Source organism: Shinella lacus (assembly GCF_010994755.1).
Taxonomy (GTDB): domain Bacteria; phylum Pseudomonadota; class Alphaproteobacteria; order Rhizobiales; family Rhizobiaceae; genus Shinella; species Shinella lacus.
Genome location: NZ_WHSB02000015.1, coordinates 55,056 through 76,738, shown reverse-complemented (window position 1 = coordinate 76,738; position 21,683 = coordinate 55,056). Strand labels below are relative to the sequence as shown.

23 protein-coding genes are annotated in these 21,683 nt (G+C 63.6%); 15 read left to right on the top strand and 8 right to left on the bottom strand.

Annotated elements, in window-relative coordinates:
* Positions 1-63 precede the first annotated feature (63 nt).
* The 3 genes from rho to hemE all read right to left on the bottom strand — a co-directional run bounded on the left by rho (position 64) and on the right by hemE (position 3,088).
* Entirely contained in the window at positions 64-1,329 is a 1,266-nt protein-coding gene (rho, locus tag GB927_RS27705; protein ID WP_256120463.1) for a transcription termination factor Rho, read from the bottom strand.
* Positions 1,330-1,517: 188 nt separating this feature from the next.
* Positions 1,518-2,057 (bottom strand): protoporphyrinogen oxidase HemJ, encoded by a 540-nt coding sequence (gene hemJ, locus GB927_RS27700; protein ID WP_256120462.1) that lies wholly within the window; start codon positions 2,055-2,057, stop codon positions 1,518-1,520.
* Positions 2,054-3,088, bottom strand: a complete 1,035-nt coding sequence (hemE, locus tag GB927_RS27695; protein ID WP_256120461.1) for a uroporphyrinogen decarboxylase — start codon at positions 3,086-3,088, stop codon at positions 2,054-2,056. Before hemE ends, hemJ begins: the two co-directional genes overlap by 4 nt.
* 404 nt (positions 3,089-3,492) lie before the next feature.
* Here hemE and GB927_RS27690 point away from each other — a divergent pair, with 404 nt between their 5' ends.
* From GB927_RS27690 to dnaQ, 5 genes are read left to right on the top strand one after another with little or no spacing between them, the layout of a single operon-like run.
* Positions 3,493-4,314, top strand: a complete 822-nt coding sequence (locus tag GB927_RS27690; RefSeq protein WP_256120460.1) for a pyruvate, water dikinase regulatory protein — start codon at positions 3,493-3,495, stop codon at positions 4,312-4,314.
* Positions 4,315-4,341: 27 nt separating this feature from the next.
* Positions 4,342-4,938 carry a Maf-like protein gene (locus GB927_RS27685; RefSeq protein WP_256120459.1) on the top strand — a complete coding sequence of 199 codons (597 nt, stop codon included), beginning with the start codon at positions 4,342-4,344 and terminating at the stop codon, positions 4,936-4,938.
* The gene (locus tag GB927_RS27680; RefSeq protein WP_256120458.1) at positions 4,931-5,791 is read left to right on the top strand and encodes a shikimate dehydrogenase; all 861 of its coding nucleotides are present in this window, start codon (positions 4,931-4,933) and stop codon (positions 5,789-5,791) included. The genes GB927_RS27685 and GB927_RS27680 overlap by 8 nt, the downstream gene beginning before the upstream one ends.
* Positions 5,788-6,378, top strand: coding sequence for a dephospho-CoA kinase (gene coaE / locus GB927_RS27675; protein WP_256120457.1), 591 nt, complete (start codon positions 5,788-5,790; stop codon positions 6,376-6,378). Before GB927_RS27680 ends, coaE begins: the two co-directional genes overlap by 4 nt.
* Entirely contained in the window at positions 6,378-7,082 is a 705-nt protein-coding gene (gene dnaQ / locus GB927_RS27670) for a DNA polymerase III subunit epsilon (protein WP_256120456.1), read from the top strand. Before coaE ends, dnaQ begins: the two co-directional genes overlap by 1 nt.
* An 86-nt stretch (positions 7,083-7,168) precedes the next feature.
* Here dnaQ and secB read toward each other — a convergent pair whose 3' ends face one another.
* The gene (secB, locus tag GB927_RS27665; protein ID WP_256120455.1) at positions 7,169-7,645 is read right to left on the bottom strand and encodes a protein-export chaperone SecB; all 477 of its coding nucleotides are present in this window, start codon (positions 7,643-7,645) and stop codon (positions 7,169-7,171) included.
* Positions 7,646-7,740: 95 nt separating this feature from the next.
* A complete protein-coding gene (locus GB927_RS27660) occupies positions 7,741-8,199 on the bottom strand; it encodes an FxsA family protein (RefSeq protein WP_256120454.1) in 459 nt (152 codons plus the stop codon).
* A gap of 144 nt (positions 8,200-8,343) precedes the next feature.
* Here GB927_RS27660 and GB927_RS27655 point away from each other — a divergent pair, with 144 nt between their 5' ends.
* The 5 genes from GB927_RS27655 to gyrB all read left to right on the top strand — a co-directional run bounded on the left by GB927_RS27655 (position 8,344) and on the right by gyrB (position 13,673).
* A complete protein-coding gene (locus tag GB927_RS27655; RefSeq protein ID WP_256120453.1) occupies positions 8,344-9,048 on the top strand; it encodes a Tim44/TimA family putative adaptor protein in 705 nt (234 codons plus the stop codon).
* Between the two features lie 13 nt (positions 9,049-9,061).
* Positions 9,062-10,177, top strand: a complete 1,116-nt coding sequence (gene mltA / locus GB927_RS27650) for a murein transglycosylase A (RefSeq protein WP_256120452.1) — start codon at positions 9,062-9,064, stop codon at positions 10,175-10,177.
* Positions 10,164-10,730 carry a Smr/MutS family protein gene (locus GB927_RS27645; RefSeq protein ID WP_256120451.1) on the top strand — a complete coding sequence of 189 codons (567 nt, stop codon included), beginning with the start codon at positions 10,164-10,166 and terminating at the stop codon, positions 10,728-10,730. The genes mltA and GB927_RS27645 overlap by 14 nt, the downstream gene beginning before the upstream one ends.
* Positions 10,727-11,107, top strand: coding sequence for a helix-turn-helix domain-containing protein (locus tag GB927_RS27640; RefSeq protein WP_256120450.1), 381 nt, complete (start codon positions 10,727-10,729; stop codon positions 11,105-11,107). The genes GB927_RS27645 and GB927_RS27640 overlap by 4 nt, the downstream gene beginning before the upstream one ends.
* Before the next feature lie 133 nt (positions 11,108-11,240).
* Positions 11,241-13,673 carry a DNA topoisomerase (ATP-hydrolyzing) subunit B gene (gene gyrB / locus GB927_RS27635; RefSeq protein WP_256120449.1) on the top strand — a complete coding sequence of 811 codons (2,433 nt, stop codon included), beginning with the start codon at positions 11,241-11,243 and terminating at the stop codon, positions 13,671-13,673.
* Positions 13,674-13,715: 42 nt separating this feature from the next.
* Here the strand turns inward: gyrB and GB927_RS27630 are convergent, their stop codons facing one another.
* Entirely contained in the window at positions 13,716-14,309 is a 594-nt protein-coding gene (locus GB927_RS27630) for a nitroreductase family protein (protein ID WP_256120448.1), read from the bottom strand.
* Positions 14,310-14,472: 163 nt separating this feature from the next.
* On the opposite strand from GB927_RS27630, the gene gabD reads away from it, so the two are divergent.
* Positions 14,473-15,924 carry an NADP-dependent succinate-semialdehyde dehydrogenase gene (gabD, locus tag GB927_RS27625; protein WP_256120447.1) on the top strand — a complete coding sequence of 484 codons (1,452 nt, stop codon included), beginning with the start codon at positions 14,473-14,475 and terminating at the stop codon, positions 15,922-15,924.
* 67 nt (positions 15,925-15,991) lie between these two features.
* Complete coding sequence (locus GB927_RS27620; RefSeq protein WP_256120446.1) at positions 15,992-16,789, top strand: aldolase/citrate lyase family protein; 798 nt, start codon at positions 15,992-15,994, stop codon at positions 16,787-16,789.
* Here the strand turns inward: GB927_RS27620 and GB927_RS27615 are convergent.
* The gene (locus GB927_RS27615) at positions 16,783-17,874 is read right to left on the bottom strand and encodes a mannitol dehydrogenase family protein (RefSeq protein WP_256120445.1); all 1,092 of its coding nucleotides are present in this window, start codon (positions 17,872-17,874) and stop codon (positions 16,783-16,785) included. The two genes, GB927_RS27620 and GB927_RS27615, sit on opposite strands and share 7 nt — an antisense overlap.
* A gap of 10 nt (positions 17,875-17,884) precedes the next feature.
* Positions 17,885-18,763, bottom strand: coding sequence for a GntR family transcriptional regulator (locus tag GB927_RS27610; RefSeq protein WP_256120444.1), 879 nt, complete (start codon positions 18,761-18,763; stop codon positions 17,885-17,887).
* Positions 18,764-18,953: 190 nt separating this feature from the next.
* Between GB927_RS27610 and GB927_RS27605 the strand changes: the two genes are divergently transcribed.
* From GB927_RS27605 to GB927_RS27595, 3 genes are all read left to right on the top strand, one after another.
* On the top strand, positions 18,954-19,973 hold the full coding sequence (locus GB927_RS27605) for an aldo/keto reductase (RefSeq protein WP_256120443.1): 1,020 nt from the start codon (positions 18,954-18,956) through the stop codon (positions 19,971-19,973).
* A gap of 27 nt (positions 19,974-20,000) precedes the next feature.
* The gene (locus GB927_RS27600; RefSeq protein ID WP_256120442.1) at positions 20,001-20,447 is read left to right on the top strand and encodes an RbsD/FucU family protein; all 447 of its coding nucleotides are present in this window, start codon (positions 20,001-20,003) and stop codon (positions 20,445-20,447) included.
* A 209-nt stretch (positions 20,448-20,656) separates the two neighbouring features.
* Positions 20,657-21,643, top strand: a complete 987-nt coding sequence (locus GB927_RS27595) for an ABC transporter substrate-binding protein (RefSeq protein ID WP_256120441.1) — start codon at positions 20,657-20,659, stop codon at positions 21,641-21,643.
* The last annotated feature ends 40 nt before the right edge of the window (positions 21,644-21,683 follow it).

Genomic DNA, 21,683 nt, shown 5'->3' with positions numbered 1-21,683 from the left:
GTGAAACGAAAATGGTCCCGTCTTGCAACGGGACCATGCGGTTAAGCAAAGATGAAGACCGAATTAGGTGTTCATCGAGTCGAAGAAATCGCCGTTGCTCTTCGTCTGCTTCAACTTGTCGATCAGGAACTCGATCGCATCCGTGGTGCCCATGGGGGACAGGATACGGCGGAGAACGAAAATCTTCTGGAGGTCCTGGCGCGGAACCAGCAGGTCTTCCTTGCGGGTGCCGGACTTGAGAATGTCCATTGCCGGGAAGATGCGCTTGTCAGCGACCTTGCGGTCCAGCACGATCTCCGAGTTGCCGGTGCCCTTGAACTCTTCGAAGATCACTTCGTCCATGCGGCTGCCGGTGTCGATCAGTGCGGTCGCGATGATCGTCAGCGAGCCGCCTTCCTCGATGTTACGGGCGGCACCGAAGAAGCGCTTCGGGCGTTGCAGGGCGTTGGCGTCGACACCACCGGTCAGGACCTTGCCGGACGACGGCACGACCGTGTTGTAGGCGCGGCCGAGGCGGGTGATCGAATCGAGCAGGATGACGACGTCGCGGCCGTGTTCGACAAGGCGCTTTGCCTTCTCGATGACCATTTCGGCGACCTGGACGTGACGTGTCGCCGGTTCGTCGAAGGTCGAGGAAACGACCTCGCCCTTCACCGAGCGCTGCATGTCCGTCACTTCTTCCGGCCGCTCGTCGATGAGCAGCACGATGAGATAACATTCCGGATGGTTCGCCGTAATCGAATGGGCGATGTTCTGCAGGAGAACCGTCTTACCCGTGCGCGGCGGCGCGACGATCAGGCCGCGCTGGCCCTTGCCGAGTGGTGCCACGAGATCGATGACGCGCGGCGACAGGTCCTTCGAGGTCGGGATTTCGAGTTCCATCTTGAAGCGCTCGTTCGGGTAGAGCGGCGTCAGGTTGTCGAAATGGACCTTGTGACGGATCTTTTCCGGATCGTCGAAATTGATCGTGTTGACCTTGAGGAGCGCGAAATAACGTTCGCCTTCCTTGGGGCCGCGGATTGGGCCTTCGACCGTATCCCCGGTCTTCAGCGAGAAGCGGCGGATCTGGGAGGGCGAGATGTAGATATCGTCCGGACCCGGCAGGTAGTTCGCATTGGCGGAGCGCAGGAAGCCGAAGCCGTCCTGCAGCACTTCGACGACGCCTTCGCCGATGATTTCGACCTCTTGCTCGGCCAGCATCTTCAGGATGGCAAACATCAGTTCCTGTTTGCGCATCGTGCTCGCGTTTTCGACCTCAAGCGATTCGGCAAAGGCGAGGAGATCGGTCGGAGTCTTGTTCTTGAGGTCTTGTAGCTTCATTTCGGCCATGAATGGTCCATGCTGGTGGTCGTCGGGATGGGAAAAGGCGTGCGGGTCAAGGACGAACTGCGCGGGGTCCGGTGCAGTCCACTGAACGAAGTCACATGCCACGAGAGATGAGATGCGCGGAAAATAGCTGTTCCGGTCGATGCTCGCAAGGGGGCTTGGGAATTTCGTCGGTTTTGTTGCAGACGGCCTCAGAACGGTTTGACGACAACCAGCACGACGATGAGGATCATCAAGAGCGCCGGCGCCTCGTTCCAGAACCGCCACTGCCGGCCGGTCTTGGTGTTGCGGTCCTCGGCGAAGGCCTTTACGGCGCGGCCGTAATAGTGGTGGACGCCCGTCAGGAGCACGACGAATGCGAGCTTGGCATGCAGCCAGCCGCCCTGGAAACCGTAAACCGACCAGGCGAGGTAGAGGCCGAGCAGCCAGGCAAGGCCCATCGCCGGCTGCATGATGACCCGGTAGAGCCGCTGTTCCATCACCTTGAAGGTTTCCGACTGGGCGGAACCGACAGGCGCATCGGTGTGGTAGACGAAGAGGCGCGGCAGGTAGAGCAGGCCCGACATCCAGGAGATGACGGCGATGATGTGCAACGCCTTGATCCACAGGTAGAGGTCATCCGGCGGATAGGCAATCAGGACGGCCGCCAGCAGGGCGAAAAGCGTCAGCGCGACGGCGGCGCGCAGCCGCGCGCGGCGCCCCGCACTTTCGCCCGTCTGCTTCTCGCTCACCGGGCTTCTCCACGCACCCGCGCCACGAGGCGGGCGACGTTTTCCGGATCGGCCTGCGGCGTAATGCCATGGCCGAGATTGAAGATCAGCGGGCCGTTGCCGAGGGCTTGCAGGATGGCGTCGATGCCGTCGTCGAGCGCCGCACCGCCGGCGACGACCCGCATCGGATCGAGATTGCCCTGGATGGGGCCATCCTTCTGCAATTCGGCGGCGACGGAAAGCGGCACCGACCAGTCGAGGCCGATGGCATCAGCACCGGTCTGCTGACGGTAGGATTTCAGGAGCAGGCCGGCGCCCTTGGCAAACGCGATGATCTTGGCCTGTGGGCGGCGGGCTTTGACCGAAGCGATGATCCGCTGCACCGGGCGCACGGCGAAATCGGCGAATTCCCGCTCGCCGAGAACGCCGGCCCAGGAATCGAAGATCTGCACCGCATCGGCACCTGCGTCGATCTGCGCAACCAGATAATGGGCCGAGAGTTCTGCGAGCACGTCGAGCAGGTGTGCAAAGGCGCGCGGCTCGCGATAGGCGAAAAGCCGGGCCGGCGCCTGATCGGGTGTGCCGTGACCGGCGATCATGTAGGTCGCAACGGTCCAGGGGGCGCCGCAGAAGCCGAGCAGCGCCGTTTCCTCGGGGAGGGTCCGGCGGATGCGAGAGACCGCCTCCATGACGGGCTGCAGGTGGTTTGCGACAGTGTCGCCCTTCAGGGCCAGGATGCCGTCGACGTCGATCGGATCGAGCCGCGGGCCATGACCCTCTTCGAAGCGCACGTTGCGCTTCAATGCATCGGGAATGACGAGGATATCGGAAAACAGGATTGCCGCATCGAAGCCGTAGCGCCGGATCGGCTGGAGCGTCACCTCCGTTGCCAGCTCCGGCGAATAACAGAGATCGAGGAAACTCCCTGCTCGTGCACGCACTTCCCGATATTCCGGCAGGTAACGCCCAGCCTGGCGCATCAGCCAGAGGGGAGGGGGAGAGACCGTCTTGCCATTCAGCACATCGACGATCTTCCGGCTTTTCACTGACACCGCAGGGTTCTCCCAATAAAGAAATAATCTCTTTTAAGAAGGTTTCTATTTCTTAGAGTCGGTGACTATCAAGGATTAAATCCTCTCCACAGGAAGCCGGCTTCCGCACACAGGCACCGGAAAAGTTCGTGGCTGTGTGATGTTTTCGGCAGCAAAACAGGGAAAACCGGATTCCATCCATGGAATCAAAACGATCCGGCGGCGCTCAAAAAAGCCTTCCTGTGGATGAGGTGTGGAGAAGCGCGACACTTTGCCCGTCGGTGAGTCTTATCCACATGGCCGCCCGATCCCTCTCCCGCTTTGCGCCATTTGTGGATAAATCGGCACTTGTCCTCTTGCCTCCGGACCCCTCCCGTTCTTAGCTCGTGGCTGTCCCGGTTCATCAACAGGGGGCGGAGGATATTGTGGAAAGCACCAAAAACTACTTCCATCTCCACCTGATTTCGGACTCGACGGGCGAGACTCTCATTGCGGCCGGCCGCGCCGTGGCGGCGCAGTTCCAGTCCTCGCAGGCGCTGGAACATGTCTATCCGCTGATCCGCAACCGCAAGCAGCTGATGCCCGTGCTCGATGCCATCGATGGTGCGCCGGGTATCGTGCTCTATACGATCGTCGACCGGGACCTGTCGCAGATCATCGACCAGCGCTGCCGCGAGATGGGCGTGCCCTGCGTTTCCGTGCTCGAACCGGTAATCGATCTGTTCCAGTCCTATCTCGGTGCGCCGTCGCGCCGCCGAGTGGGTGCGCAGCATGTGATGGATGCGGATTATTTCGCGCGCATCGATGCGCTGAATTTCACGATGGACCATGACGACGGGCAATTGCCGGCCGATCTGGACGAGGCGGATGTCATTCTTGTCGGCATCAGCCGGACGTCGAAGACACCGACGAGCATCTATCTCGCCAACCGCGGCATCAAGACGGCGAATGTGCCGATCGTGCTGGGCGTGCCGCTGCCCGACCGGCTGTCGAGCGCGACGAAGCCCTTGATCGTCGGCCTGATCGCCACGACGGACCGGATTTCCCAGGTGCGGCAGAACCGGGTGCTCGGACAGGCACAGGGCTTTCGTGGCGAGGATTATGTCGACCGGGCACAGATTTCCGAAGAGCTGAAATTTGCCCGCGCGCTCTGCACGCGCCACAACTGGCCGATCATCGATGTCACGCGCCGCTCGATCGAGGAAACCGCGGCGGCCATCGTTGCTCTTCGGCCCAAGCTCCGCTAACGCGGGGCGCATAATGGAGATCTCTCGATGACGCCGCTGATCCTCGCTTCGCAAAGTCCCTTCCGGCGCATGCTGATGGAAAATGCCGGGCTGGCCTTCGACACGCGGGCGGCCGAGATCGACGAGCGCGCGGTGGAAGCCGCACTCGCCGGGCGCAATCCGACGCCGCCCCAGGTGGCCGAGGCGCTGGCGATCGAAAAGGCGCAGGATGTCGCGCGCCGCTGTCCGGGCGCTCTCGTCATCGGTTCGGACCAGACGCTGTCGCTCGATGGCCGGGTGTTTCACAAGCCGGCGGACATGGCCGAGGCGAAGTCGCATCTGACGGCGATGTCCGGGCGCACCCATGCGCTGAACTGCGGCATCGCGCTGGTGCGGGACGGTCAAACCCTCTGGAGCCATGTCTCCATCGCGCATCTCACCATGCGCCCGCTGTCGGCGTCTTTCATCGATCGCCATCTTGCGCGGGTCGGCGAGCGGGTGCTGGCAAGCGTCGGCGCCTACCAGCTCGAAGGGGAGGGCGTGCAGCTTTTCGAGCGGATCGACGGCGATTATTTTACCATTCTCGGCCTGCCGCTGCTTCCGTTGCTGGCTAAACTTCGCGAACTCGGTGCCATCGATGCATGATTCACGTGAAACATTCGGCCGCCAGGCCTTCGTCACCGGCTACCCGGTCAAACATTCCCGCTCGCCGCTGATCCACGGTTATTGGCTGGAAACGCTGGGTTTGGCGGGCTCTTATAAGCGGCAGGAAGTCAAGCCGGAGGATTTCGCCGGCTTCCTATCCCGATTGAAAAGCGGTGAATCCGGCTTCGTCGGCGGTAATGTGACCATCCCGCACAAGGAGCTGGCGTTTCGTCTCGCCGACAAACCGGATGCGCTGAGCGAGGAACTCGGCGCCTCGAACACGCTGTGGCTGGAGGAGGGCGCGCTTCATGCCACCAACACGGACGGCTTTGGTTTCCTCGCCAATCTCGATGCGACAGCGCCGGGTTGGGACAGGACGGACCGGGCCGTCATTCTGGGAGCGGGCGGCGCCAGCCGGGCGATCATCCAGGCGGTGCGTGACCGGGGTGTGGGCGAAATCCATGTGGTGAACCGCACCGTCGAGCGCGCTGAGGAGCTGGCCGCCCGTTTCGGGCCGAAGGTGCATGCCCATGCCATGCCGGCTTTGGCCGAGGTTTCGAAGGGCGCCGGGCTCTTCGTCAACACGACCTCGCTCGGCATGGATGGCGAGGCGGCGCCGGATTTCGACTTCTCGCCGCTGGCGGTCGGGGCAGTGGTGACGGATATCGTCTATGTTCCCCTGATCACGCCGATCCTTCGGCAGGCGGCGGAGCAGGGTTTTGCCACGGTGGATGGTCTCGGCATGCTGCTGCACCAGGCGGCGCCCGGCTTTGAAAAATGGTTCGGCACGCGGCCGGTCGTCGATGCAGCGCTGCGCCGGCTGATCCTTGCCGACATGGAGACGCATGCATGATCGTGCTCGGCCTTACAGGATCGATCGGCACGGGCAAGTCGACGACCGCGGCGATGTTCCATGATTTCGGCGTGCCGGTGCACGATGCGGATGCGACGGTGCACGACCTTTATCGAAGCGAGGCCGTGGCCCCCGTCGCAGCGCGTTTTCCGGAAGCGCTGAAGGATGGTGTCATCGACCGCAAGGCGCTTTCTGCGGTTCTGGCGCAATCCCCCGAACGGTTCCGCGAGTTGGAAGCGATCATCCATCCGCTGGTGCGGGCGCGGGAGAAGGCCTTTGTCGATGCCGAGGGGCAGAAGGGTTCGGCGCTCGTCCTGCTCGATATTCCGCTGCTCTACGAAACGGGCGGCGAGGCGCGGGTCTACAAGGTCGTCGTCGTGACCTGCGATCCGGCGACCCAGCGCCAGCGCGTGCTCGCACGCCCCGGCATGACGGAGGAAAAGTTCGCGCTCATCCTGTCGCGGCAGATGCCGGATGCGGAAAAGCGCCGGCGCGCCGATTTCCTCATCCATACGGACGAGGGGCTTGAAGCGGCGCGCAAACAGGTGGAAGAGGTAATCAACACCTTGAAGGGACGACGGGACTGATGCGCGAGATCATCTTCGATACGGAAACGACCGGCCTCGACAGCAAGCTCGACCGCGTCATCGAAATCGGCGGCGTGGAGCTGGAAAACCATTTTCCGACCGGCAAGACCCTGCACCTCTATATCAATCCCGGCGATCGCAAGGTGCATCCCGATGCGCTGGCGGTGCACGGCATCACGGACGAGTCGCTGAAGGACAAGCCGGTCTTCGCGGACGTGGTGGATGCGATCCTGGACTTCTTCGGCGAGGCGCGCTGGGTGGCGCACAATGCCAACTTCGACATGGGCTTCATCAATGCCGAGCTCGACCGCCTCGGCCGGCCGCCGATCCTGCAGGAGCGGGTGACTGACACGCTGGCGCTGGCGCGCCGGAAACACCCGATGGGGCCGAACTCGCTCGATGCGCTCTGCCGGCGCTACGGCATCGACAATTCGCACCGCACGCGGCACGGCGCGCTGCTCGACTCCGAACTGCTCGCCGAAGTCTATATCGAGATGATCGGCGGCCGGCAGGCGGCCCTTGGCCTCGGCTCGGCGGAAAGCGGCCGCAAGACGCTGGTCGAGACGGAAGACGAGGTCATCCAGCCGCTCGGCGTGCGGCCGAAGCCGCTGGCCCCAAGGTTGACCGAGGAAGAGCGCGCCGCCCATGCGGCCATGGTCGCCACGATGCGCGACAAGGCGATCTGGGCGAAATACGAAGCCTGACGCCAAACGAATCAAAAGAAACTCGGCAAAGAAAAACCCCCGGCCACTGGGTAGCCGGGGGTTTTTCCTTTGAAGTCGATGGGGCCTTAGTTGGCCTGGACCTTCGCCTTGACCTGTTCTTCGGCCATGCGCTGGGTGAACATCTGGGCGAAATCGATCGGGTCGATCATCAGCGGCGGGAAGCCGCCATTGCGGGTCGCGTCGGAGATGATCTGGCGGGCGAAGGGGAAGAGCAGGCGCGGGCACTCGATGAAGAGCACCGGCAGCATGTGTTCCTGCGGGAAGCCGGTGACGCGGAAGACGCCGCCATAGGCAAGCTCGGCGTTGAACAGCATCTTGTCGCCGTCCTTGGCCTCTGCGTTCAGCGAGAGGATAACGTCGAAGTCCGTTTCCGACATCGGGTTGGCATTGACGTTGACGCTGATATTGATCGCCGGGGCCTTGTCACGGGCCTGGAGCGACCGCGGTGCACCGGGGTTTTCGAAGGAGAAGTCCTTCACATACTGCGCCAGGATGTTGAGCGAGGGGCTCGCGGCGTTGTTCTCGGTTGCTGCGTCGGTCATGGAAAGATCCTCGGGGACTCTGGAAAGTCAGGCCATCTAGCATTTCAGCCCCGGCCTTACAACCCTTGGACCTTCCGGCCGGCAGCCCTTTGCCCTCAGGGCCGGTCGTCGCGCTGGAAGTCGGTTTCGTCGAGATCGATCGTGCGCTGCGGGCCGGTTTTCGGCCTATTGTCTGGCCGCGCGCCGCCGATGTCGACCACGACCACGTTGCGCATCAGCCGGTTCCAGAGAAAGGTGCGCACCGGCGGTAGGAACAGTGCGAGGCCGATGATATCGGTGAGGAAGCCGGGGATCAAAAGCAGGATGCCGGCGACGACGATCATCGCCCCGTCGAGCAGCTCCTTGCCGGGCGCGCGCCCGGTCTGTGCCGATTGCCGCAGCCGGGTCAGCACGCCGAAACCCTGGATGCGCATCAGCACGATGCCGACGACGGCCGCAAGCACGACCAGCGACAGGGTGGAGAAAAGCCCGATCCGCCGCCCGACGAGGATGAAACAGGCGATCTCCGCGAGCGGCAGCAGAAGAATGAAGAAAGGAATAAGAAGTCTCAGCATGCCCCGTAATCTCGCACAGATTCGCGCGTGCCGATACTGGCGGCACGGTTTCGGCCGCTTTCACGTCATCGCCATTTGAATGATCGGTCTTTGCGGACTATATGGGGAAGGAACAAGAAAAACCAAAACGGCTGCGGATCGATAATGGGCTCATTCGACTTTGTAACGATTTTCTTCCTGGTGGCTGCGGTTGTCATCTTCCTGCAGCTGCGCAGCGTGCTCGGCCGGCGTACCGGCAGCGAGCGCCCGCCGTTCGATCCGTACTCTAAGCGCGAGACCGTCAGCGAGGCTGATTCGGCCGATCGCGGCAAGGTGGTCACGCTGCCGCGGCGCGACGGCTCGGACGAAGAGGAAAATCCCTACGCCTCCGTCGATGGCTTTGCCGCCCCCGGCACGCCCCTCAACGAGCAGCTGCGCTCGGTGGTCAAGGTCGATCCTTCCTTCAACCCGAAGGAATTCGTCAATGGCGCCCGCATGGCCTATGAGATGATCGTCGTCGCCTTTGCCGACGGCGACCGCAAGGCGCTGAAGAACCTGTTGTCTCGCGAAGTCTACGAGGGCTTCGACGCCGCCATCTCGGAACGCGAGAGCAAGGGCGAGGTCGTGCGCTCCAGCTTCGTCGGCATCGAGAAGGCCGATATCGTCAGCGCCGAGGTCAAGGACAGCGAAGTCAACGTGACGCTGCGCATCATCAGCCAGTTGATTTCCGCCACCTATGACAAGTCAGGTGCGCTGGTCGAAGGCGATGCGGAGACGGTGGCCGAGGTCAACGACCTGTGGACCTTCGCCCGCGACATCCGCTCGCGCGACCCGAACTGGAAGCTGATCGCCACCGAATCGGAAGGCTGAGCGGGGCCAAGCCATGGAGTATCGCCTGGTTCCGGCCCGGTTTTCGGCGCTTCCCGGCTGGGACGAGGACGACCCGACGCCGCTGATGGCGGCAATGGGCCGCTGTCGAGACCACATCCGCACCGTAAAACCCTACAAGACAGGCTCGCTCGGCATCTCCGCCGGCGAGCTTTTGGTGTTGCTGGATGCAGCGGCCGACGAAAAACCGGAAGGCCCGGCGGCGGTCCGCGCTTTCTTCGAAGCCCATTGCGTGCCGTTCCTGATTGAGAAGGCGGACGGCTCCCCCGGTTTCGTCACCGCCTTCTACGAGCCGGAAGTGGCGGTGCGCGCCGCGCCGGATGCGGAATACCGCTATCCTTTCTATGCCCGGCCCGACGACCTGGTCGATATCGACGACGACAATCGCCCGGCCGCTTTCGCGCCGGGTTTTGCATTTGGGCTGCAAAAGGCCGGAGAGCTCGTCGAACATCCGGATCGCGGCGAGATCGAGCGCGGTTATCTCGCCGGCCGCGGGCTGGAAATCGCCTATGCGCGCTCGAAGGTGGATGTGTTCTTCGCCCATGTGCAGGGCGCTGCCCGCCTCGTCTATCTGGACGGCGCGATGAAGCGCATCACCTATGCCGGCAAGTCGGGCCATCCTTTCTCGCCGATCGGCAAGCTCCTGATCGATCGCGGCGAGATCGACGCCGCCACCGTCTCCATGGCCTCGATCCGCGACTGGCTGGCGCGGCATGAGGATCAGGTGGACGACGTGCTCTGGCACAACCGCTCCTTCATCTTCTTCAAGGAAGCCGCGGTCGACGATCCGTCGCTCGGGCCGATCGCCGCCGCCAAGGTGCCGCTCGTTGCCGGCCGGTCGCTTGCGGTCGACCGGCTGATCCACACCTTCGGCCTGCCCTTCTTCCTGTCGAGCGACAGCCTCAACCATATGGACGGCGGCAAACCCTTCCGGCGGCTGATGCTGGCGCTCGATACGGGTACGGCGATCGTCGGCCCGGCGCGCGGCGACATCTTTACCGGTTCGGGGGATGCGGCGGGGGCGCTGGCGGGCCATGTCCGCAATGCCGCGACCTTCCACATCCTCATCCCCAGGGCGGCGGCGGAGAGATACCTCCATGCCGAAGGATAAGGCGCTCTCCAGCGAAGACCGCATCCTCTGGGGCAAGGTGGCGCGCAGCACGCGGGCAATGCCGGGCAAGCTCGATGCCTTGACGGAGTTCGAGGCGGCCTTTGCCGAAAAGCCCGAGGCGCAGAAGTCCCCGGAGCCGGAACCGAAGAAGAAGCCCGGCAAGGCGGCCGAGGGCATCGCGCTCACCCCGTCGCGTGACAAGGAGGTCCGGCACCACCCGATGGAGCGGCCGGTCAAGCGCAAGATCGCCAAGGGGCACCTGGCACTCGAAGCGCGCATCGACCTGCACGGCATGATCCAGAGCGAGGCGCACGGTTTCCTGCTCGGCTTCCTCATCAAGGCGCATGAGCGCGGCTTGCGCCATGTGCTGGTCATCACCGGCAAGGGCACCTCGCTCGGCAGCGACGGTGCCTTGAAGCGCGCGGTGCCGCTGTGGTTCTCGCTGCCGGAGTTTCGCCCGCTGATCTCCTCCTACGAGCCGGCGGCGCGCAACCATGGCGGCGAGGGTGCGCTCTATGTGCGGCTTGCCCGCCAGCCGGGGGAGAAGCGATGACGACACCCTTCGGCAAGGCCGTGCGGCACCTGCGCGACCGCAAGGGCGTCTCGCAGAAGGAGATGGCGCTGGCGCTCGGCGTCAGTCCGGCCTATCTTTCGGCGCTGGAGCACGGACGGCGCGGAACGCCGAGCTTCGATTTCCTCCAGCGCGTCGCCGGTTATTTCAACGTGATCTGGGACGAGGCGGAAGAACTTTTCCGCATTGCGCAGATTTCCGACCCGCGCGTCGTGGTCGATACGGCCGGCCTTCCGCCGGAATATACGGCCTTTGCCAACCGGCTTTCGGCTGAAATCGGCAGCCTGCCGCCCGAGACGGTGCGTCGCCTCGCCGGCATTCTCGAAAAAGCATGCAATTCCCGGGCAAAACCCCGTTGATCCCCTGAATTCTGCCGTGTTTACCCCCTCTCTGATTTGGAACTTCAGGGCAAAATCCCTATATTCGCAAGACCCGGAAAGCCGTGATTCGCCGCGCTTCCCGTCTTCCGCGACAACCTGGAAAGACTTCTGAATGACTGACACACCCGAGACCGAAAACGGCCCGGCCGAGTATGGCGCAGATTCGATCAAGGTCCTGAAGGGGCTTGATGCGGTGCGCAAGCGCCCGGGCATGTATATCGGTGACACGGATGACGGTTCGGGTCTGCATCACATGGTCTACGAAGTCGTCGACAACGCGATCGACGAGGCGCTGGCCGGCCATGCGGATATCGTGACCGTCACGCTGAACGCGGACGGATCGGTGACGGTAACCGACAACGGCCGCGGCATCCCGACCGACATCCACAAGGAAGAAGGCGTTTCGGCGGCCGAGGTCATCATGACCCAGCTCCACGCCGGCGGTAAGTTCGACCAGAATTCCTACAAGGTTTCGGGCGGCCTGCACGGTGTGGGCGTTTCCGTGGTGAATGCGCTCTCGGTCAAGCTGAAGCTGAAGATCCGCCGCGCGGGAAAAATCCACGAGATGAGCTTCACCCATGGCGTGGCCGACAGCCCGCTGGTGGTGACCGGTGATTGCGGCAACGAGACCGGCACGGAAGTGACCTTCCTGCCCTCGTCGGACACCTTCACCAACATCGAATTCGTCTATTCGACGCTGGAGCACCGCCTGCGCGAACTCGCCTTCCTGAATTCCGGCGTGCGCATCCTGCTTACCGATCGCCGCCACTCGGATATCAAGCAGGACGAGCTGATGTATGAGGGCGGCCTCGAAGCCTTCGTGCACTATCTCGACCGTGCCAAGAAGTCGCTGGTCTCCAAGCCCATCGCCATCCGCGGCGAAAAGGACGGCATTACCGTCGAAGTGGCCATGTGGTGGAACGACAGCTACCACGAGAACGTGCTCTGCTTCACCAACAACATCCCGCAGCGCGACGGCGGCACGCATATGGCGGGCTTCCGCGGCGCGCTGACCCGCCAGGTCGTCTCCTATGCCGATACGTCCGGCATCATGAAGCGCGAAAAGGTGACGCTGCAGGGCGAGGATTGCCGCGAAGGGCTGACGGCGGTGCTGTCGGTCAAGGTGCCGGATCCGAAATTCTCCTCGCAGACCAAGGACAAGCTCGTCTCGTCCGAGGTTCGCCCGGTCGTCGAAAACCTCGTCAACGAGGCGCTCTCCACCTGGTTCGAGGAACATCCGTCGGATGCGAAAATCCTCGTCGGCAAGGTGGTGGAAGCCGCCGCCGCCCGCGAAGCCGCACGCAAGGCCCGCGAACTGACGCGGCGCAAGGGCGCGCTCGACATCTCGTCGCTGCCCGGCAAGCTCGCCGACTGCTCCGAGCGTGACCCGGCCAAGTCGGAAGTCTTCCTTGTCGAGGGTGATTCGGCCGGCGGCTCGGCCAAGCAGGGCCGTTCGCGCGAAAACCAGGCCATTCTTCCGCTGCGCGGAAAAATCCTGAATGTCGAGCGCGCGCGTTTCGACAAGATGCTGTCCAGCCAGGAAATCGGCACGCTGATCACCGCGCTCGGCACGTCGATCGGCAAGGACGAGTTCAACGCCGACAAGCTGCGCTACCACAAGATCATCATCATGACGGACGCCGACGTGGACGGCGCCCATATCCGCACCCTGCTGCTCACCTTCTTCTTCCGGCAGATGCCGGAGCTGATCGAGCGCGGGCACCTCTACATCGCCCAGCCGCCGCTCTATAAGGTGGCGCGCGGCAAATCGAGCCAGTACCTGAAGGACGAGAAGGCGCTGGAAGAGTACCTGATCAATGCGGGTCTCGACGATGCGACGCTGGAGCTCGGCTCCGGCGAGGTGCGCGCCGGCCAGGATATCCGCGAGCTGATCCAGGACGCGCTGCGCCTGCGCACGCTGATTGATGGCCTGCATTCGCGCTACAGCCGCTCGATCGTCGAACAGGCGGCGATTACCGGGGCGCTGAACCTCGAACTCAGCCATGATCGCGACGCCTTTGCCGCCAAGGCGCAGGAGGTGGCCCGCCGCCTCGACCTGATCGCCGAGGAGACCGAACGCGGCTGGACCGGTTCGGTCGCGACGGACGGTGGCCTGCGCTTCGAGCGCATGGTGCGCGGTGTCAAGGAGTTCGCCCATATCGACATGGCGCTGATCGGCTCGGCCGATGCCCGCCACATCGACCAGCTCTCGGCGCGCTTCCTGGAAACCTACACGGTGCAGCCGGTGCTGCGCCGCAAGGATGGCCAGGTGGAAATCACCGGCCCGCGCGCCCTGCTCGACGCTGTCTTCGCCGCCGGGCGCAAGGGCCTGTCGATGCAGCGCTACAAGGGTCTCGGCGAGATGAATGCCGAGCAGCTCTGGGAAACGACGCTCGACCCGAACGTCCGCTCGCTCCTGCAGGTGCGGGTGCCAGATGCGACGGATGCCGACGGTCTCTTTGCCCGCCTGATGGGCGACGAGGTGGAGCCGCGCCGCGACTTCATCCAGGAAAATGCGCTGAGCGTCGCCAACCTCGACATCTGATCCCTAAAGAGCCGCCGCGAGGCGGCTCTTTCATTTCAGGGGTCAGGCGGAAAACCGGCCTTCGGAAACGAACTCTTCGACCGCCTTGCGCCCGCTCGGCATCTCGCGCTTCATCAGGTCCTCCGGCAGCGTCTCCTTGGGCGCGATCTTGCCGATGGCGACCGCCGCCTCCACGCGAAAACTCTCCGGAACATCCAGAACGTCCATGGCCTTCGCGCGGTCGATGCCGCCCATGCCGTGGGCGTGGTAGCCGGCATGGATGGCCTGGAGGGCGAGATAGGCCCAGGCGGCACCCGTATCGAAGGCGTGGGTATAGGCCGGGCGCATTTCGCCGTCGGCATTCTTGCGGTGGGTCTGGGAGATGATCACGGCGAGCACGGCGGCCTTGTCCGCCCAGCGGCGGTTGCCCTCGTCGAGCGTCTGGTAGATCGCCTCGAAGGCATCGGTGCCGCGATGGCCGTAGACGAAGCGCCAGGGCTGGCCGTTGGCGGCCGAAGGCGCCCAGCGCGCCGCCTCGAACAGGGACAACAGCGTCTCCTGCGGCATGGCCTCGCCGGTGAAGGCGCGCGGCGACCAGCGGTCGAGGAAAATGGGGTCGATGGCGTGATCTGCGGTGCGGCCGGTCTTTTCAGTCATTGCAGTCCTCGAATGTGGGTTTTTTCCGGGTGAACTCTAGACCCGGCGCCCGCCCGCGCGAAGCGGTAAAATCACCTCTCTGTCGCATTGTCGAACGGGGGGCGGAGGCAATATAACGCTTGGCGAACACGTCAGAACGGCATCGCGAAATGGGAGATATCCGATGAGCTTCAAAGACCCGAGCCTGCTTCGCCAGGCAGCCCTGGTGGGCACCCGCTGGATCGAAGCGGATTCGAGCGGCATAGCGGTGAAGAACCCCGCGACCGGCGAACTCGTCGGCTACGTGCCGAAACTCGGCGCGAAGGAGACGAAGGAAGCGATCGACGCCGCTGCCGCCGCGCAGAAGGGCTGGGCCGCCCGCACGGCCAAGGAACGCTCGGCCGTGCTGCGCAAGTGGTTCGACTTGATGATCGAGAACAAGGACGATCTCGGCCGCATCCTGACGATGGAACAGGGCAAACCGCTGGCGGAAGCCACCGGCGAAATCGTCTATGGCGCGAGCTTCGTCGAATGGTTCGCAGAAGAGGCGCGCCGCGTCTATGGCGACATCATCCCCGGCCACCAGAAGGACAAGCGCCTTCTGGTGATGAAGCAGCCGATCGGCGTCGTCGCGGCGATCACGCCGTGGAATTTCCCGAATGCCATGATCACCCGCAAGGCAGGCCCGGCCTTCGCTGCCGGCTGCGCCATGGTGCTGAAGCCCGCCTCGCAGACGCCGTTTTCCGCCATCGCCATCGCGATCCTCGCCGAGCGCGCCGGCCTGCCCGCCGGCCTGTTCAGCGTCATCACGGGCTCCGCCCGCGAGATTGGCGCGGAGATGACCGCCAACCCGATCGTGCGCAAGCTCACCTTCACCGGCTCGACGGAAATCGGCGCCGAGCTCTACAAGCAGTGCGCCCCGACCATCAAGAAGCTCGGCCTCGAACTCGGTGGCAATGCGCCCTTCATCGTTTTCGACGATGCGGATCTCGATGCGGCCGTCGAAGGCGCGCTGATCGCCAAGTTCCGCAACAACGGCCAGACCTGCGTCTGCGCCAACCGCATCTATGTGCAGGATGCGGTCTATGACGCCTTCTCCGAAAAGCTCGCCGCCGCCGTCGGCAAGCTGAAGACCGGCAACGGCTTTGACGAAGGCGTGGTCCTCGGCCCGCTGATCGACCAGTCGGCGCTGGAAAAGGTCGAGGAACACGTGTCCGACGCGCTGAAAAAGGGCGGCCGGGTCGTGCAGGGCGGCAAGCGCCATGCGCTCGGCGGCACCTTCTATGAAGCGACTGTCATTGCCGACGTGACGACCGACATGGCCGTCGCCCGCGAAGAGACCTTTGGACCGGTCGCGCCGCTCTTCCGCTTCAAGGACGAGGATGACGTCATCACCCAGGCGAACGACACGGAATTCGGCCTCGCCTCCTATTTCTATGCCAAGGAACTGTCGCGCGTCTTCCGCGTCGCCGAGGCGCTGGAATATGGCATGGTCGGCGTCAATACCGGCCTGATCTCCACGGCGGAAGCGCCCTTTGGTGGCGTCAAGCTGTCCGGTCTCGGCCGCGAAGGCTCGAAATACGGCATCGAGGAGTTCATGGAAGTCAAATATGTCTGCCTCGGCGGCATCGCCTGAGCAGCATCCATCGTGAAGATCCGGCCGGCATTATGCCGGCCGGTTTCCGTTTTGAGAGGGAAAGATCGTGGCAGCACCCAGAAACGCCTTCAAGGCGGCCCTTCGCGAGGGCCGGTTCCAGCTCGGCCTGTGGGTGGCGCTCGGCAGCGCCTATGCCGCGGAAATCCTCTCGGGCAGCGGTTATGACTGGCTGCTGATCGACGGCGAGCACGGCCCGAACGACATGCCGCTGATCAGCGCGCAGATCGGCGCGCTGCGCCATTCGCCGAGCCACGCCATGGTGCGCCCGCCGATGGGCGAGGCCTGGCTGTTGAAGCAGCTGCTCGATCAGGGCGTGCAGACGTTCCTCATTCCGATGGTCGAATCGGCGGCCGAGGCGGAGGCGCTGGTGCGCGCCGTGCGCTATCCGCCCCATGGCATTCGCGGTGTCGGCGCCGGCCTTGGCCGAGCGAGCGACTTCAACCGTGTGCCGGATTATCTCGCAACCGCCAACGACGAAATCTGCCTGATCGTGCAGATCGAAAGCCGCGCCGGCCTTGCCGCGATCGACGAGATTGCCGCGGTGGAGGGTGTCGACGGCCTGTTCATCGGCCCGTCGGACCTCGCAGCCGACATGGGGCTGCTGGGCGAACCCGGCGCACCGGAGGTTCTGGCGGCCATCACCGATGCCTTCCAGCGCATCAAGGCGGCCGGCAAGGCGCGGGGCATCATGACCGTGTCGCTGCCGCAGGCCGAAATCTACCGCGATCTCGGTGCGGATTTCATGGCGATCGGCACCGACGTCACCTGCCTCGTCTCCGCGGCTGATGGCCTGCGCCGCCGCTTCCTCGGCGAGGAGAAGGCGGGCGAACGCAGCGGCTACTGAGCCGCCACGATGGCCGTGAGCCTGGGCATCGGCACGTCCGGCGTCCAGGCCTTGAAGTCGACGATGCGGCGAACCAGCTTTTCCGCATGGTGGTTGGCGATCTCGCGCATGCGGTGCTCCAGAAACGGATTGTCGAAGCGCTCCAGCGTTGCCGCCACATAGTCTTCCGCCTGTTTGCCCAGCCCCTTGGCGGCGAAACCGGGAATCACCTCATCGCGATAGATCGTTAGAAGCCTCTCGCGAATGCCGGCATCGCCAAGGATTGCCTTCACCGTTTCCTCCGCCGGCCGGTTTTCCTTCATCCAGATATCCGCCAGCACCGTATGGCCGAGATTGAGGATGTGCAGCTTGAGCTTTTCGTAGGGCGTCAGGTCATCGACGACGAGAATGTTCGCGTGCCTGCACGGCACGGTCAGGCCCGGCTGATTTTCGATCGCCCAGAGCGCATAGGGTTCCGCAATCGCGCCGGCCGGCTCGATGGGTTCCGAAACGATGCGGTCGACCAGCGTATTCGCCCAGATCACCTTTTCCGATAGCCAGGCCGAGAATGCAGAATCCGGGTAACGATCGGCTTGCAGCCCGAGCACGTGTCGCTTCAATACCTCGCCGTTTCGCGAGATGAGCTCGCAGGGCAGCATGGTCAGCCGGCGCCCGCCCGCCTGAAAGCGGGCATGCAGCAGCGCCAGCAATTTCCCCGGGAAGGAGGCCGGCACCGCGTCGGCGAGATCGACCTGCCCGATCCTGTAGCCGGTATCGCCGGTATTGGAGAGCACGACCTCGGATTCGTCGCAGAAGACGCGGACGACCTCGTCCCAGTCGCTCGCCGTCGAAAGCGTGCGGGCGACGCTGGTGACATGCTGTTCGCGGTTGATCTCCCGCCCGTCCTTGCGCCCGCGCACGATGACAGGAAAGCCGCCCGGTGCCGCAAGGGCCGCAAGCCGGCCGGCGCGTTCCGGCGAACCTGTCGTCTGGACGACGGTGATGCGGCCAAGCGCTTCGCCCTTCTCCAGCGCTTCGCTGACGAAGAGATCCGCATGGGCCTGCAAAAAGCGGCTGGTTCCGAATTGCAGGATGGGGGTTCGCATGGCGGTCTCGTCAGTTGATGGATTGCAGCAGGGTTTCGCGCGCCGATTTCAGGTGGCGCCGGCAGGCATCCTCGATCTGTGTGGGATCGCGTGAGCGCAATGCCGCGATATAGGCGAGGTGTTCCTCCATTGCCCTTGCATTACGCTGGCGGGCATTCGTTTTGTTCCACTGGTAGTGATAGTGGAAGACGATGGCGATGACGTCGTAGAAATCGACGATGAAACGGTTCTTCGAAGCGCGGTGCACCAAGAGGTGGAAGCGCTCGTCGAGCTCGGAGAAATCCAGGTAACGATTTTCGATATCGCCGAGAATGGCGTGATGCACTGACTCGATCGCATCGAGTTCCAGCCAGGCGGGATGCTCCGCCGGCAGGCGCGCGAAGGCGGCGGCCGAGCGCAGCTCGAACATTTCGCGCACCTCCGTCAGTTCCAGCGCGAATTCGCGGGTAAAGCCCTTCAGCACCCAATGGCTGTTCGGCCGCTTCTCGATGAGGCCGAAGCGGCTGAAGCGGATGAGGAATTCGCGCACGCTGGTGGTGCCGATGCCGATCTCGCGCGCCAGTTCCAGCTCGTTGATCTGCATGCCCGGCTCCGCGCCGCCGGCGAGAATCCGGCGCATGAAGCTGCGCTCGATGATTTCGGAGAGCGAATCCGTCTCTTCCGTCGGAAAATAATCGGAGGCGAGCGGCTTGCGCAGCACGATCTTGCGGCGCTTCTCCCAGGCGAGCAGCCCGACATCTTCAAGCCGGGTCAGGATCGCGCGCACGGTCGTGCGGCTCACGCCGAGCGCGGCGCCAAGCTCGGGCTCCGAGGGCAGGCTTGCCGATTGCTCGAGCAGCTTGACGCAGCGATTGAAGGCGTCCTTGAAGACGTTGTTCTGTTTGGCCATGGGTGCCGCCGGTTCCTGGGATGTCGCGTCCCTTAATGGCTGATCGGGCAAATGACCAGGCGACCAGCCGCATCGCGTCCGCCCGTCGGCATCTCCGTTTCCTCCTTCGTGCATATTACCCATTGACGATGATCTGTCTATTGCCGATAAAAGACAAATGCCGGCGAGAGGACGCCGGCCGGGAGGATGCATGAAAACGCGGACCATCGGCAGGACGGGCCTCGCCGTGACCGAATATGGTTTCGGCACCGCAGCGCTTGGCGGGCTCTACCGGGCCTGCCCGCGTGATACGGCGATGGCGACGCTCGATGCCGCCTGGCAGGAGGGCGTGCGCTATTTCGACACCGCGCCCTGGTATGGCTTCGGCCTGGCGGAGCGCCGCACTGGCGATTTCCTGCGCGACAAGCCGAAGGGCAGTTACGTGCTGTCCAGCAAGGTCGGCCGCATCATGGTGCCCGTCGCCGACGACAAGGTGCCGGCCTACGGCTATGTCGATCCGCTGCCCTTCGATGTGCATTACGACTACAGCTACGATGGCATCATGCGCTCGGTCGAACTCAGCCATGCGCGGCTTGGGCTGAACCGCATCGACATGCTCTATGTGCACGATATCGGTGTCTATACGCACGGTGCCGAGCGCAACGCCGTTCACCTGCGCGCGCTTCTCGACTCCGGCTTGAAGGCGCTGGAAGAGCTCAAGTCCTCCGGCGCCATCAAGGCCTTCGGGCTCGGCGTCAACGAGGTGCCGGTCTGCCTGGATGTGCTGCGGCATGCCGATCTCGACTGCATCCTGCTTGCCGGGCGCTATACGCTGCTCGACCGTTCCGCGGCCGCGGAGCTTCTGCCGCTCTGCGAGGAGAAGGGCACCTCCCTCGTGGTGGGCGGCGTGTTCAATTCCGGCATCCTGGCGACGGGTCCGGTCGAAGGCGCGCATTTCGACTATATGCCGGCAACGCCGGAGGTGGCGGGCAAGGTGCGCGCGATGATGGAGATCGCGCGCGGGCAGCATGTGCCGCTCGCCGCACCGGCGCTGAAATTTCCGCTGGAGCATCCCGCCGTCGCTTGCGTGCTTCTGGGCACGGCGAAGCGGGAGAGCCTTCATCGCAATATGGCGCTCGCGCGCATGACGTTCTCGAAAGACATTTATCCGGCTTTCGAGCCGCATATACTCGTTGCGCCGGAACTGGGAGACGACGCCGTCCGGCAATGATTTCGATCTGGGAGGATCGGCAGAACCATGTTGAAGGGTATTCATCCGCTGCTCGGGCCGGACCTGCTGCACGCGATCAGGACCATGGGCCATGGCGACGACATCGTCATTGCGGACGCGAATTTTCCGTCGAGTTTTCTCGGCCCTAAGGTGATCCGGGCGGACGGCGTCGATGCGGTGTCGATCACCGAGGCCATCCTTGCCCATATGCCGCTCGATACCATCGTGCCCGAGGCGGCCTGGCGCATGGAGGTCGTCGGTGATCCGGCCGCGGTGCCGGAAATTTGCGTCACTTTCCAGGATCTCGTGCAGCGGCTCGCCGGCGACTTCACGGTGCATGCCGTCGAGCGCTTCGCCTTCTACGAGATGGCGAAGAAGGCCGCCTATATTGTCGCCACGACGGAGTTCCGGCTTTATGGCAATATCATTCTGAAGAAGGGTGTCGTGCACCCGCATGAGGTCTACCGGGTCTGAACACCTGCGGCCACCGTTTGGGAGGACGGATGGCGATGACTGGAATGCCTGAAAGGACACGGTTTTTTGCAAGGGATTGCTTGCTTGCCAAGGAGGGCAGGCGGGTATAGCGTGGAGCAATACTGTTTTTTATCGATAAAAGATCGAGTTGTCCGCTTCCTGCGACGCGATCGCATAAGCAACAGGGAGCACTAGAGAGGAGAAATCTGATGAGCATTGTAAGATCGCTTCTGTCTCGCCGCGCCTTTACGGCGCTGGCGGGTGCCGCAGTCCTCGCCACCATGGCCCCTGCCGCGTCCTTCGCGCAGGAAGTCACCATCCCGATCATCGTCAAGGACACCACGTCCTTCTACTGGCAGATCGTGCTTGCGGGCGCGCGCGCCGCCGGCAAGGATCTCGGTGTCAACGTGCCGGAGCTCGGCGCGCAGTCGGAATCCGACATCAACGGCCAGATCAGCATTCTCGAAAACGCCGTCGCGGGTGGCCCGGCCGCCGTCGTCATCTCGCCGACGGAGTTCAAGGCGCTCGGCAAGCCGGTCGACGAAGCGGCAAAGTCCGTGCCGATCATCGGCATCGACTCCGGCGCGGATTCGAAGGCCTTCACCTCGTTCCTGACGACCGACAACGTGCAGGGCGGCCGCATCGCCGCCGATGGCCTTGCCGCGGCGGTCAAGGCCGCAACCGGCAAGGAAGAGGGCGAGATCGCCATCATCACCAGCCTGCCGGGCGTCGGCTCGCTCGACCAGCGCCGTGAAGGCTTCCTGGATCAGATCAAGACCAAATATCCGGGCCTCAGCGTCGTGGCTGACAAATATGCGGATGGCCAGGCGACCACCGGCCTCAACATGATGACCGACCTCATCACCGCCAACCCGAACCTCGTCGGCGTCTTCGCCTCCAACCTTATCATGGCGCAGGGCGTGGGCCAGGCGATCGCGGAAAACAAGCTCGGCGACAAGATCAAGGTCATCGGTTTCGACTCGGATGAAAAGACCGTCGGCTTCCTCAAGGAAGGCGTGCTCGCCGGCCTCGTCGTGCAGGATCCGTACCGCATGGGCTATGACGGCGTGAAGACGGCGCTCGCGGTCTCCAAGGGCGAAAAGGTGGAAACCTTCGTTGATACCGGCGCCAACCTGGTGACCAAGGAAAACATGGCCGATCCGAAGATCGACGCCCTGCTGAACCCAAAGATCTGATCGGTTTCATGCACGGCGTTTGACGATCTCCCGCCCGGGC

Coding starts and splice junctions, on each gene's coding strand:
- rho (WP_256120463.1), bottom strand. CDS start 1,329: ATGGCCGAAATGAAGCTACAAGACCTCAAGAACAAGACTCCGACCGAT.
- GB927_RS27685 (WP_256120459.1), top strand. CDS start 4,342: ATGACGCCGCTGATCCTCGCTTCGCAAAGTCCCTTCCGGCGCATGCTG.
- GB927_RS27680 (WP_256120458.1), top strand. CDS start 4,931: ATGCATGATTCACGTGAAACATTCGGCCGCCAGGCCTTCGTCACCGGC.
- coaE (WP_256120457.1), top strand. CDS start 5,788: ATGATCGTGCTCGGCCTTACAGGATCGATCGGCACGGGCAAGTCGACG.
- dnaQ (WP_256120456.1), top strand. CDS start 6,378: ATGCGCGAGATCATCTTCGATACGGAAACGACCGGCCTCGACAGCAAG.
- secB (WP_256120455.1), bottom strand. CDS start 7,645: ATGACCGACGCAGCAACCGAGAACAACGCCGCGAGCCCCTCGCTCAAC.
- GB927_RS27660 (WP_256120454.1), bottom strand. CDS start 8,199: ATGCTGAGACTTCTTATTCCTTTCTTCATTCTTCTGCTGCCGCTCGCG.
- GB927_RS27655 (WP_256120453.1), top strand. CDS start 8,344: ATGGGCTCATTCGACTTTGTAACGATTTTCTTCCTGGTGGCTGCGGTT.
- mltA (WP_256120452.1), top strand. CDS start 9,062: ATGGAGTATCGCCTGGTTCCGGCCCGGTTTTCGGCGCTTCCCGGCTGG.
- GB927_RS27645 (WP_256120451.1), top strand. CDS start 10,164: ATGCCGAAGGATAAGGCGCTCTCCAGCGAAGACCGCATCCTCTGGGGC.
- GB927_RS27640 (WP_256120450.1), top strand. CDS start 10,727: ATGACGACACCCTTCGGCAAGGCCGTGCGGCACCTGCGCGACCGCAAG.
- gyrB (WP_256120449.1), top strand. CDS start 11,241: ATGACTGACACACCCGAGACCGAAAACGGCCCGGCCGAGTATGGCGCA.
- GB927_RS27630 (WP_256120448.1), bottom strand. CDS start 14,309: ATGACTGAAAAGACCGGCCGCACCGCAGATCACGCCATCGACCCCATT.
- gabD (WP_256120447.1), top strand. CDS start 14,473: ATGAGCTTCAAAGACCCGAGCCTGCTTCGCCAGGCAGCCCTGGTGGGC.
- GB927_RS27615 (WP_256120445.1), bottom strand. CDS start 17,874: ATGCGAACCCCCATCCTGCAATTCGGAACCAGCCGCTTTTTGCAGGCC.
- GB927_RS27610 (WP_256120444.1), bottom strand. CDS start 18,763: ATGGCCAAACAGAACAACGTCTTCAAGGACGCCTTCAATCGCTGCGTC.
- GB927_RS27605 (WP_256120443.1), top strand. CDS start 18,954: ATGAAAACGCGGACCATCGGCAGGACGGGCCTCGCCGTGACCGAATAT.
- GB927_RS27600 (WP_256120442.1), top strand. CDS start 20,001: ATGTTGAAGGGTATTCATCCGCTGCTCGGGCCGGACCTGCTGCACGCG.
- GB927_RS27595 (WP_256120441.1), top strand. CDS start 20,657: ATGAGCATTGTAAGATCGCTTCTGTCTCGCCGCGCCTTTACGGCGCTG.